Origin of the sequence: Thermococcus sp., from assembly GCF_027066465.1 — an archaeon.
GTDB lineage: Archaea > Methanobacteriota_B > Thermococci > Thermococcales > Thermococcaceae > Thermococcus.
In genome coordinates, this window is sequence record NZ_JAMONU010000165.1 from 16,168 (window position 1) to 27,169 (window position 11,002).

An 11,002-nucleotide genomic window follows, 5' to 3' on the forward strand; every position below is an offset into this window, starting at 1 on the left:
TTTTATGAAGACAGACGTTAAGGAGAAAAGAAAGGCCAAGAAACTCGGGAAGAAGCCCGAGCTTTCGAAGTTTTACGTTTACTTCAGGGAATACGTGCTCCCACTGATAGTCCTGGTGCTGGCCTACGTCGGGTTCAAAATAAGGGACGTAACCTCGAGCTACAAGACTTTCCTCGACCCGGACACGTTCTTCCACTACGAGATGTACAGGCAGGCCATTCAGGAGTGGATTCCAAAGTATTATGCGTACGCCTATCCCCCGGCGGGGATAAAGGCTGGAGGCTACCTCGGACTCTACACCATGCAGGCCCTCTTCTACAAGGTGACACACGCACTCTTCGGAACGAGCGTTATGGGCGCCTTTAAGCTATGGCCGCCTTTCGTGGGTGCAATGATAGTCATCGGCGTCTTCCTCGTGGGCAGAAAGCTCCACTCAACGTGGGCCGGCTTCTGGGGTGCGGCGCTGATAATGTTCTCGATGGCCAACATAACCAAGACGATGTCCGGAAACAACCGTGGTGAAGGACCGTTCATGATGTTCTTCCTCTTCGCGGTGTTCTTCCTCCTCGTCTACCTCGACGAGAAGAGCTGGAACTGGAAGAAAATAGTCGGTGCCCTCGGCTTCCTCGTGCTCAGCCCCGTTTACATGGGGGTCTGGAACGGTAGCCAGCTGGGCGTCATGGTTCTCCTCACCGTCGCGGCAGTAGTTTCCGTTGGTCTCTTCATAGCCGGAAGGATGGAGCAGCTCAACGTGTTCTTCAGGGACTACTATCCCGTGCTCGGACTTTCGATAATCCTCGGGCTGGCGCTTTCGGCCACGGGGTTCGTGGGCATTCCCAAGTTCCTCGTCTTCGCCTTCGAGGCCTTCATAGCCCTCACAATCCTCGTCCTCATAATGCTCTACGGCCAGAGGTTCGGGCTCAACTACTCGGACAAGCTCCACAGGTTTGGTACCGTCGCGGTGATAGCGGTCGTCGGCTTCCTGGCGTTTTACGGATACTTTGGAAGGGACCTCCTGAAGTTCCTCGGTCAGGCGACCCAGTCAACACCGCTCTACCAGACGGTTGCCGAGCTTGCAAAAACCCAGTGGAGCCAGATTGCGCCGTTCTTCAGCGTCAAGTCAAAGGACGGCCTGGTGTTCTTCATAGCCCTCGCGGGCTTCATAATAGAGCTCTTCCGCCTTGGAAAGAAGTTCAAGGAGAGGGACTACACGTGGTACAAAGAGACATGGATAGTCGTTTACTACCTCGCGACAATGTACCTTCTGTGGAACGCCGTACGTTTCTCCTTCCAGGCGTCTGGACCGGTAGCAATCCTCGGGGGACTTGCAATCGGTGAGGCCTTCGTCCTGGTCGAGAGAATGAACGAGAAGCCCACAACAAAGGCCCTCTACGCAATATTCCTGATACTCCTGTTCCTCCCGCTGCCCTACGTTGGGGCCAGCTACGCCTACACCCAGCAGGAGAACACGATGAGCTACTACAAGATGCTCAACCCAGAGATGCCCGGAACCGTGCCGGAGAGCTGGATGGATGCACTGCTCTGGCTGAGGAACCACAGCAGTGCATACGCAACGGTTCTGAGCTGGTGGGACTACGGCTACTGGGAGGAGTCGAGCCTCTTAAGCCACAGAAGGGCAGTTACAGACGGCGGACACGCCTACGACAGGCGCTATATCGTGGCAAGGTTCTTCTCGGGAACCAACGAGAAGGCAGAGGTGGACCTCGAGGCTTGGGAGGACAAGTACGTGATAACGTTCCTCGACCCCTTCGACCCGCAGAGTGACTTCGGAAAGTTCGGCGCCATTGCCTACCTTGGCGGGGCCATAAACTACGGGGAGTACCACAAGGTGGCAATGTTTGGGTTCGTTCAGAAGAATCAGATACTCCTCAGCAACAACACAGTCATAATAAGGCTCGGTGAAAACCAGTACGTCGAGCCATATCTGACCATAGACCTCACGAACGGAAAGGTCTATCATGGAACCAAGGGTGTCATCCCCTACGTTCTCTACATAACCGGTTATGGAGGAATCCTCGCTTACAAGAAGATAGCGTTCAGCGACTACGTAAGGCTGGCCCTTCACCTGCCGTTCTCGCTCAACGAGTGGGATGCCCAGAAGCTTTTCGCGAACTTCAAGCTCGTTTACACTGCTTACAACGGCTACATCGAGAGAAACTTCGGCGTCAAGATTCCGAGCGTGATGGTCTACGAGTTCACCCCCTTCGCGATATACAGGATGGACTTCCTCCAGAACGGAACCTGGAAACCGTTCTACAGCACAATGGCCGGTGGAAAGCTCCCCCTCGGAAACCAGACGCTCAGACTCTGGATTTCGGCCTTCGGAAGGGACGTCAAGAACGCAACCATAGTATTCGAGGCCTACAACGGAACGAAGCTCATCGAGAGAAAGGTTCTGGCGGAAAACGTTTACATCAACCACCTTAACGAGACGCCGGTTGTCGTCCACCTTTACGTTCCCAAAGCAACTAAATACAGCTTCCTCCTCATACAGAAAGGCCCCGTTGGAGTTACCAACGGCCCCGTCTACGTCAACGGAAAGCTTGCGGATCCAACGAAGGTCCTCATGCCGGGGCAGAGCGGAACGATTAAGCTAACCGAGGCCTTTGACAAGGCCTACACCAACGTCGAGTTCACCCTCAGGGGGGTTCTCTACTACTACGTTGCCCCCAACGGAACGGACATATACAAGGACAACTTCTACCTTGAGCCACACATGGACATCGTTGGCTACGTTCCCGTCGAGAAGCTCTCGAGCGTGAAACCCGGTGATAACGTTATAACCGGAAAGGCAAGCGTTCCGGCGGACTTCTTTACGAGGTACATCGAGGAGCTTGAGAAGAAGTACGGGAACAAGGTGGTCATAGTCAGCGAAAGGGTCGAGCCGATATTCATAACCGAGAAAACCTACGTCCTCTGGGAGGGGAGTTAGCTTTTCTCCCCTCTAACCGCTATGAAGGCCGCCAGGTTTTTGCATTTTTTATAACATCTCCTATCAACCCGCTCCGCGAGGCCGACGAACGGCCAGAACGAGGGGAAGAATATCACACCGGCGCTCTCGACGTTGATGAAGCCGACCTTTCTGAGAAGTTCTTCAAGCTCACCCGGCGTATAAAAACGGGCATAGCGGTAGGCGGTTTCAACGAAGAGGCTTTTGAGACGCTTGAACAGAAACCACGAACTTTTTCCGTTCATCGTTCCAATTAAAACCTCTCCCCCCGGCTTTAAAACGCGGTGGATTTCCCTTAAAACCCTCTCCGGCCCGTGAATGAACTCGAACATAGTAACGCTGAGAACGAGGTCAAAGGTCTCGTCCGGAAAGGGAAGCGAGTAGGCGTTTCCCTTAATGCAGTTCAAACCCTTTGAACGAGCTATTTTAAGCATTCCCTCGCTCGCGTCGAGGCCGATTACGTCGAAGCCCCTCCTCTCAAGCTCGAGGGTGTAGTTGCCAGTTCCGCAACCGAGGTCGAGGGCTTTTCCGGATTTCGTCCTGAGCATCGAGAAGACGAGCCACTTCTCGGTTCTGTCAACGTACCGGCCGGTCTTCGTTCTGTACCAGTCGTCGTATCTGCTCGCTATCCTGTCGAAGTACTCCATCAAAGCTTCACCTTGCCCTCGATGGTGAGTTCCTTGTCAGTTCTGTCGTCTATCCTAAGGCTTATGACAACCCGCTTCGCCCCCGCCTTGAGAATTGCCTCGTGGCATTTCTTCACGAGCTCAAGGATTTCGTCAATTGAGCCCTCGACAACGGTCCCCATCGGGCAGAGCTGGTATTTAAGGCCGCTCTCCTCGATTGCCCTGATAACGGGTTTGAGATACTCGCCGACGCTCGGACTTCCGGTTCCAAGGGGGAAGACGCAGAGCTCCGCGACGGCCATCAGCCACCCCCCGCGGGAGGGAATACGTGCACCTCGTCGTCCTCGCTCAGCTCGGTATCGAGTCCCTTCAGGTGGAGGACGTTGTGCCCGTTCACAAGAATCATGCCGTCCACGGGCTTGTTGGGTCCGACGCGCGGGCTTTCGAGGAGTTCCTTTTTGATTTCCGGACTGTAGTGTTCGGCGAGGTAGTCTATAAGCTCCCTCACGGTCTTCACGCCGTGAACCTCAATCTCCTTCCTTCCAATGAGTTCGCGAAACGTCGCGTAGAACTTCACCCTCATGAACCCGCACCGGAACTTTATAAAAACGAAAACCATTAAAGCGTTTCGGGGAGTAGTAACATGGGAGAGTGTTGTCGTTGCTCACCGTTGAACCGCCGGAGTACTATCCCATCATAGAGAAACTGTTCGCTGACAAGCTTGGAGAGGGGCTCGAACCCTTCGGTGCGAGCCTTGAGGTGATGCTGGTTCGTGTAGTCCCCAAGGGAAGAGACCTCTTTCTTGAGTTCTCCCTAACCGTGAACAGGGACAGCGGGCTTTCGGTTCTCGACCTGAAGTCGTTCACAGAGGGGATTCTCGAGAGACTATGCGAGGAGGCAACGGCCACCTTTGGAAAGCTCTACAACGTCAGATTCGTTCTCGGAAGCGTTAGAATTGAAGAAAAACATGCTCAAAGGAAACGACCCGCGGAGTATTCGCTCATAGTGGACGCTCCGGAGGAACTCAGGGACAAACTGGAGCGCGTTGGGAAGGGGCTGGCGATAAAGCTGAAGGAGTGGGGAATCGAGTTCTCGGGTTTGGTGCTGGCCCTTGAAGGCAAAAGACTTGGAGTTGTCATCAAAGTGGACGGCAAGATGAATGACTACGACAAGTCGGCCCTAAAGGAAGCTGTGGAGGAGAAAACTAGAGCCTTTCTGAAGACGGTTCTCAGGAAGGAGCTTCCGGTAACGGCCAAGATACTGGACGCAGAGGACAGGGCGCTTGCGGTTGTCCTCAGGAAGATGAGGGCAATGGAGAAGGAAGCCGAGGAGCTGGCCAGAATGGAGGAAGTTAGAACCCTCATGGAAGCCCTTGGGAAGACTCCCTCGCCTTGAGGTAATCCAGCAGGGGCTGAATCCTTTTCCAGACCTCCTCAACACCGCCGTCTCCGTCAATCCTAACGTATATGCCTTTGTTCCGGTAGAACTTGATTATAGGCTCCATGTTCCTTACGTAAATTGAGTACCTCTTCTCAACGACGTCCGGCCTGTCGTCCTCCCTCTGAACGAGCTTTGAGCCGCAGATGTCGCAGACTCCGGGCCTCTTGGGAGGGTTGTGTTTGACGTGATAAACGGCCCCGCACTTCGGGCATATCCTCCTCCCGCTTATCCTCTCAACGCTCGTTTCAAGGTCTATGAAAATCTCCATCGCGAGGTCGAGCTTTATGCCGTGGTCGTAGAGGTACTCCTCGAAGGCGAGAACCTGGGCGGGGGTTCTCGGGTAGCCGTCGAGTATGAAGTTCTCCCTCTGACGCCTCAGCTTCGATATAATCAGCGTGTTGACTATCGTGTCCGGTATCAGCTCTCCCCTGCTCAGGTACGCCTCCATTTCCCGGCCTATTGGACTGCCCTTCTCTATCTCCTCCCTGATTATGTCCCCCGAGGAAATGTAGGTCAGCCCGTACCTCTCGACTATCCTCTTGGAATGGGTGGACTTCCCGCTTCCCGGAGGCCCAAATATCAGTATGTTCACGGATAACCACCAATAAGCATTTATGAACAAAAGCTGAATAAACTTTTGGTGATGTGCATGAAGCTGAGCACGGGCTACGTGAGGGCGAGCGGGTACGCCCATAAGGTTAGGAGGGTTCTCTTCGCCCTCGTTAAAGGAAAGGTTGAACCAAAAGAGGTCGTCAGAGCTTCAGCCGAGCTTAACCAGAGAATTTTTGAGGAGTTCCAGCGGCTCGGCGTCGCCAAGGAAGACGTCGTCAGGATAACCGTTGAGTTCACGATTGAAGACGGAAAGATAGTATGGAACTACGATTCCCTGAACATAGAGGTCTACAAAAAGAGCGAGGAAGAGAAGCTTGCAAAGGCCATGGAAGAGGTTGAGGAGAGGGAGAGGGAGCTTGAGGAGAAAATCAAAGCCATTGAAGAGGTCGCCCTCAACCTCAAGAGGCTTACCGATGAGCTTCTCGAGAGAATCGAGGAACTCAAACAGGAGCACACCTCTCTGAAGCTCAGGGTGGAGGAGTGAGCGAGTCGAGGAAGATGTTCACGTAGGCAACGACGTGGGAAGCGAGGTAGCTCTTTTTCCCGACGCTCACCTTTTCCGCTATTCCCTCCAGAAAGGCTTCATCCTCCCCCTCAAGGCCCTCGTGGTCGCCAAGAACGAAGGCAACGTTCCTCCCGAAGGAGACCTTCTCTATCGGCTTCCCCTCCTCGTGGAGGTAGTAAAGCCTTGAGTTCTTGAGCGTCAGCCTGATAACGTCTTCAAAGGTTCTGTTGCTCACGTAGAGACCGGGGTATACCTCAACCTCCTTTCCCGGTTCCCTAAGCTTCTCACCGGCTTTGAGGGCCTCGGTTATGAGCTTCGCGGTGCTCCTCTCATCGGGATTGAGGCGAACCTTAAGCTGGGGCCCCTCGAACCGTATCGCCTTCGGAGGGTTCGGCGGGCCGTAGAGAAGGAGCCAGACGCGGACATTTTTTCGGAAGCCGTGGGAGAGCAGAAATGCCGCGTTGAGAAACCGGCAGAGGACGTCTATCCTCCCGCTCGTGCCCGGCAAATCGCTCAGCTTGAAGTCGGGACTCGTTCTGGCCTTGTTGGCCTTGATTATGAAGGTTCTCAACTCACCCCCTCCCGTGCCTCTCGTACCAGCCCCATTCCTTCTTCGGCCCGAAGGCCCTCACACCCCTCTTGACGAGGGTTACCCTGAGCTCCCTTGCCATCTCCGGGGTTATCTCGCCTCTGCTCTCCATCCAGTTTATTATCTCCAGAGCTTCTTCGTCGGTCTCACATCTCCTGAGGAAATCTATGACCGTCGGCTCGTAACCGGAGAAATCCCTCGGCTCGGCCAGTTCTTCGGCTTCCTCTTCGTCGGCCCTGAAGGCGTCGATTGGGATTCCACCTTCTTCAAGCTCTCTCGCAAGGGCAGGAAAGCGCTTTTCGAACTCCTCTCTGTCGTACTCCTGCCACGCAAAGTCATCAACGGGCTTCCTCCTTCTCTCCATAGGCTCACCTAAAACCCGCTTCAACCCCAACCTTATAAACCCAACCCCGAACGGGTTCACATGAAGGGTTCGTACTTCCTTGTGATAAAACTCGATGGAGAGAAAACCGTTAGAACGAAGGGGCGCTCCTTCCGGCTTAAGCCCGGCTATTACGTTTACGTGGGCTCCGCCATGAACTCACTCGAAAAGCGCGTCGCAAGGCACTTCCGGCGGGAGAAGAGGCTACACTGGCACATTGACTACCTCCTTCAGAAAGCTGAGCTTCTCAGGGCGTACCTTATTCCAAGCGATGTCAAGCTCGAGGAGGAACTCTCGCACGAGGTTTCCAAGTTTGGGGAGCCGGTTCCAGGCTTTGGAGCTGGTGATGTTAAGGTGAGCACGAACCTCTACCGCTTTGAGGACGAGCCGGACGAAGTCCTGAGGGGAATTCTCGAGGGGCTTGGACTGGGCTGGAAAATCGTTAAAAGCGAAGACGACATAGGAAAAACAAGGTGGTGATATGACCGTCATCGAGGCCGTCTACGACGGCGAGGCTTTCAGGCCCCTGAAAAAGGTTAACCTCCCGAAGGGAGCGAAGGTCAAGGTAATCATCGGCGAGACGATATGGGATTTACTTGAGGAGATTGAGGGAATTCCCGTTGATGCAAACGTCGAGGAAGTGCTCGAAGATGTCAGGGGACGAAAGAGGGTTCGTTATTGACACTAACGTCATAGTCGGGGCGTTCTTTTACGAAAGGAACTATCCCCAGATTAGAAACAAACAGGCGATGCTTAGAAAATGCAGATTGATACTCGACTTGTTGAAAGGGAAAAACGTCGCAATCCCTCGAGCGGCAGTTGTTGAAGTCATAAGCGTTGTAAAAAGGATAAGCGGAGACACAAGTCTCGCCATCAGGCTTGGAAACGCCCTCGAGGCATCATTTGAGGTAGTGCCCGAGGAGGAAATCTATGGAATCGCCAAGGAAACTGCTTCCTTAGTTGCGCCTTCTGGATTCGATACTTACTTCCTTGCCCTGGCACTAATGAAAGGATACAGTCTGATAACACGTGATAAAGCCCTTTGTTCGCATTCAAAGGATTTAAACGTTCCCTGTCTTCTCATTGATGAATCTACCGATGACCAAACGATTGAAGAATTCTTGGAGGTGTGAACATGCTCGAAATAGGCAAAGTTGAGCGCTACATTCACGAGAAGCTGAAGAAGGAGAAGCTCCACTTCGTTCTCCTCGACCCGGACGACGTTTCGCCGGAAACGGCCGGAAAGATAGCGGAGATGAGCGAAAGCATTGGCGTTGACGCGATAATGGTCGGGGGCTCGACCGGGGCCGAGGGTGAACTACTCGACAGCGTCGTTAAGGCGATAAAGGAATCGTCCAGCCTGCCTGTAATCCTCTTCCCCGGCTCGCACGGCGGGATAAGCAGGTACGCCGACGCGATATTCTTCATGAGCCTCCTCAACTCGAGGAATCCCTTCTTCATAACCGGCTCTCAAGCTTTGGGAGCCTTCACCGTCAAGCGCTACGGAATAGAGCCGATTCCGATGGCCTATCTAATAGTCGAGCCCGGTGAAACGGTCGGCTGGGTTGGAGATGCGAAGCCGATACCGAGACACAAGCCGAAGATTGCCGCCGCTTACGCTTTGGCCGGCCAGTACCTCGGCATGCGCCTCGTTTACCTCGAAGCTGGCAGCGGTGCGCCGCAGCCGGTTCCGCCGGAGATGATTTCCCTTGTTAAGAAAGTCATAGACGTTCCCCTTATCGTGGGGGGCGGTATAAGGACGAGGGAGCAGGCAGAGAGAGCGGTCAATTCCGGCGCCGACATAGTTGTTACGGGAACCGCCATTGAAAGGGCCGGTTCGCTTGAAAAAGCGAGGATGAAGCTTGAGGAGCTGAATTCGGGAGTGAAAGGCTGATTTTTCTATCCCCTGCTTGAACCACAACTTTTTTATAACTCTCTGGCCAGCCTAAATCGTCAGCGGTGCAGAGAAGGGCAGAGATGTTTTGGGGGTGAATGCAATGAGGGGGGAGGACGATGACGGTAGCGCAAATCGCAGTCGGAACGTCAAGGACGTTCAGGGGCAAGCTCAAAGAGGCATTCCTGCTGTCTTTTCCAGCCCTGTTCTTATGCCTGATATTCGACTTCGTCGGCGGTGCAGTGCTTGGTAAAAACTGGAACACGATAATGAGCTACTTCCCGATTCTGGTTTTCATAATGCCCGGACTTATGGACCTGAGGGGCAACATCTTCTCGGCTTTGGCTTCTCGCTTCACGACCAAACTCAACCTCGGTCTTATCGAGAGCGTTCGCGACCCGGAGGTTACGACCCAGATAGTTATGGCAATCCTCAGCAGCAAGATTCCACTGATAGTCCTGTGGGTGGTTGGTCTCTTCCTCGTTAGGAACATCGTTCAAGACGTTATAGTCCTTCTGATGGTTATAGCGTCGGCGATTTTCATCGGGGTCATACTGGGCTACGGAACGGCTCTCATTACAATCCTTCCCTTCAAACGCGGCTACGACCCCGACCTGATAGCGGCCCCTCTGATTAGCTCCCTCGCCGACCTGATAACGATGCCAACTATGGTTTACTTTGCACTGCTCTACCTGCACCATCCCGGACCCTTCTACGCCCTGGCGTTTACAATGCTCGGAATACTGCTGTGGCTCGCACTCAGGGCAAAGTTCAAACACGAGCACAGGCGTGCCTTCGGGGAGCTTGCGGCCATAATCGGAGCGATGGCCCTCGTGGAAACCGTCACGGGCGGACTGCTTGTGACTTACGAGAAGATAATCAACGCCGTAATCATCGTCAGCGTCATGTGGCCGAGTGTTAACGACAGTATGGGCAACTTCGGTTCAATAATAGCCGCGAGAGTCTCGACAAAAATACACCTTGAGGGTGTTGAGGCCGTTAAGAGCAGAGAAACGCTCTACGACTTCATAGTTCTCCTAATACTTGCACCAATCATAGGCTACCTGACGAACCTGATTTCAATGTGGGTTGTCATCCACTACATCCACAGGCCCGCAAGAATACTCTGGCACTTCATACTGGGCTTCCCGGTTGTGATACTGATAGCCATGCTGATAGGCCTTGTGGTTGCAGTGCTCGCGGACAAATACAACTGGGACCCCGACAACGTTGCAATTCCGGTGGTTACCACCCTCAGCGATGTCATCGGGACGATGTTCCTGGTCTGGGTGGCAATGAGTTCAATGTAAAAAAGAGTTCAGGCCTCTGAAAAGACCCTGAAGGAGAACTTTCCGTTTCTTATCAACTTTTTAAGCTCGCCGAGAAGTGAGGAGGGATTCTCATCAACGACCTCCATCTTCACCTCAGACATTCCAGTTGCATCGGGGGGAAGGAAGTGAATGTCCCTAATCTTGCCCCTAACCTTATCAAGGATTCGGGATAATATTGTCCCTTTCTCACGGTAGGGCAGTTTAATTTCCACTTCAACAATTTGCATACCTACCACCGTTTTATTCTTTGAAAAAAGGGATATAAAACCTTTTTCATGAGCGAGAATTATTGGGGAATCCTCCGAATATTCCCGGAGGTTATCTGACCTCCGGTAGATTTTTATCTCAGCGCTTCTATACTCCTCTGGTGATGGGTATGAAGGCGTTCATTTCTCTCGACCTTGAGGGGCTTCCCTACGTTGTCAGCAGGGAGCACCTCTACGTGAAGGGAAGCCTCTACCAGGAAGCTAGGGAGATAGCGACAGAGCTTGTTAAGACCGTAGCCGAAACCCTGTGGGAGAAAGGTGTTGAGAAGGTCGTTGTTGCCGACAGCCACGGGCCGATGGTAAACATAATCCCGCAGAGGCTCCCAAAGTACGTTCACCTCGTCAGGGGCTTCCCGCGACCCCTCAGCATGGTCGCAGGGGCCAGG

Annotated in this window: 16 protein-coding genes; 9 read left to right on the forward strand and 7 right to left on the reverse strand. The window is 53.4% G+C overall.

The features are described 5' to 3' along the window. The first annotated feature begins 4 nt into the window (after positions 1–4). The gene (locus MVK46_RS08125; protein ID WP_297536174.1) at positions 5–2,953 is read left to right on the forward strand and encodes an STT3 domain-containing protein; all 2,949 of its coding nucleotides are present in this window, start codon (positions 5–7) and stop codon (positions 2,951–2,953) included. On the opposite strand, the gene MVK46_RS08130 is transcribed toward MVK46_RS08125, so the two are convergent. The 3 genes from MVK46_RS08130 to MVK46_RS08140 are packed head-to-tail and all read right to left on the reverse strand — an operon-like array spanning position 2,950 to position 4,180. After that, positions 2,950–3,621 carry a class I SAM-dependent methyltransferase gene (locus MVK46_RS08130; protein WP_297536175.1) on the reverse strand — a complete coding sequence of 224 codons (672 nt, stop codon included), beginning with the start codon at positions 3,619–3,621 and terminating at the stop codon, positions 2,950–2,952. The two genes, MVK46_RS08125 and MVK46_RS08130, sit on opposite strands and share 4 nt — an antisense overlap. Then, complete coding sequence (locus tag MVK46_RS08135; protein ID WP_297536176.1) at positions 3,618–3,899, reverse strand: MTH1187 family thiamine-binding protein; 282 nt, start codon at positions 3,897–3,899, stop codon at positions 3,618–3,620. Before MVK46_RS08135 ends, MVK46_RS08130 begins: the two co-directional genes overlap by 4 nt. Continuing rightward, positions 3,899–4,180, reverse strand: coding sequence for a ubiquitin-like small modifier protein 1 (locus MVK46_RS08140; RefSeq protein ID WP_297536177.1), 282 nt, complete (start codon positions 4,178–4,180; stop codon positions 3,899–3,901). Before MVK46_RS08140 ends, MVK46_RS08135 begins: the two co-directional genes overlap by 1 nt. 77 nt (positions 4,181–4,257) lie before the next feature. On the opposite strand from MVK46_RS08140, the gene MVK46_RS08145 reads away from it, so the two are divergent. Continuing rightward, positions 4,258–4,992, forward strand: coding sequence for a hypothetical protein (locus MVK46_RS08145; protein WP_297536178.1), 735 nt, complete (start codon positions 4,258–4,260; stop codon positions 4,990–4,992). On the opposite strand, the gene MVK46_RS08150 is transcribed toward MVK46_RS08145, so the two are convergent. Beyond that, the gene (locus tag MVK46_RS08150) at positions 4,958–5,629 is read right to left on the reverse strand and encodes an adenylate kinase (protein WP_297536179.1); all 672 of its coding nucleotides are present in this window, start codon (positions 5,627–5,629) and stop codon (positions 4,958–4,960) included. The genes MVK46_RS08145 and MVK46_RS08150 overlap by 35 nt on opposite strands. Before the next feature lie 57 nt (positions 5,630–5,686). Here MVK46_RS08150 and MVK46_RS08155 point away from each other — a divergent pair, with 57 nt between their 5' ends. Further along, positions 5,687–6,133, forward strand: a complete 447-nt coding sequence (locus tag MVK46_RS08155; RefSeq protein WP_297536192.1) for a single- stranded DNA-binding family protein — start codon at positions 5,687–5,689, stop codon at positions 6,131–6,133. On the opposite strand, the gene trmY is transcribed toward MVK46_RS08155, so the two are convergent. After that, positions 6,117–6,725, reverse strand: a complete 609-nt coding sequence (gene trmY / locus MVK46_RS08160; protein WP_297536180.1) for a tRNA (pseudouridine(54)-N(1))-methyltransferase TrmY — start codon at positions 6,723–6,725, stop codon at positions 6,117–6,119. The two genes, MVK46_RS08155 and trmY, sit on opposite strands and share 17 nt — an antisense overlap. A gap of 1 nt (position 6,726) precedes the next feature. After that, positions 6,727–7,107, reverse strand: a complete 381-nt coding sequence (locus tag MVK46_RS08165) for a DUF2095 family protein (RefSeq protein WP_297536181.1) — start codon at positions 7,105–7,107, stop codon at positions 6,727–6,729. Positions 7,108–7,167: 60 nt separating this feature from the next. Between MVK46_RS08165 and MVK46_RS08170 the strand changes: the two genes are divergently transcribed. The 5 genes from MVK46_RS08170 (at position 7,168) to MVK46_RS08190 (ending at position 10,329) form a co-directional block, all read left to right on the forward strand. Next, a complete protein-coding gene (locus MVK46_RS08170; RefSeq protein ID WP_297536182.1) occupies positions 7,168–7,605 on the forward strand; it encodes a DUF123 domain-containing protein in 438 nt (145 codons plus the stop codon). A gap of 1 nt (position 7,606) precedes the next feature. Then, a complete protein-coding gene (locus tag MVK46_RS08175) occupies positions 7,607–7,807 on the forward strand; it encodes an antitoxin family protein (RefSeq protein ID WP_297536183.1) in 201 nt (66 codons plus the stop codon). After that, the gene (locus MVK46_RS08180; RefSeq protein ID WP_297536184.1) at positions 7,776–8,258 is read left to right on the forward strand and encodes a type II toxin-antitoxin system VapC family toxin; all 483 of its coding nucleotides are present in this window, start codon (positions 7,776–7,778) and stop codon (positions 8,256–8,258) included. Before MVK46_RS08175 ends, MVK46_RS08180 begins: the two co-directional genes overlap by 32 nt. A gap of 2 nt (positions 8,259–8,260) precedes the next feature. Next, positions 8,261–9,019, forward strand: a complete 759-nt coding sequence (locus tag MVK46_RS08185; RefSeq protein WP_297536185.1) for a geranylgeranylglyceryl/heptaprenylglyceryl phosphate synthase — start codon at positions 8,261–8,263, stop codon at positions 9,017–9,019. 119 nt (positions 9,020–9,138) lie between these two features. After that, positions 9,139–10,329, forward strand: coding sequence for a magnesium transporter (locus tag MVK46_RS08190; protein ID WP_297536186.1), 1,191 nt, complete (start codon positions 9,139–9,141; stop codon positions 10,327–10,329). A gap of 8 nt (positions 10,330–10,337) precedes the next feature. Here the strand turns inward: MVK46_RS08190 and MVK46_RS08195 are convergent, their stop codons facing one another. Beyond that, positions 10,338–10,577, reverse strand: coding sequence for a hypothetical protein (locus MVK46_RS08195; RefSeq protein ID WP_297536187.1), 240 nt, complete (start codon positions 10,575–10,577; stop codon positions 10,338–10,340). A gap of 149 nt (positions 10,578–10,726) precedes the next feature. On the opposite strand from MVK46_RS08195, the gene MVK46_RS08200 reads away from it, so the two are divergent. After that, positions 10,727–11,002: M55 family metallopeptidase (locus tag MVK46_RS08200; protein WP_297536188.1), on the forward strand; the 276-nt coding region annotated here is incomplete at its 3' end.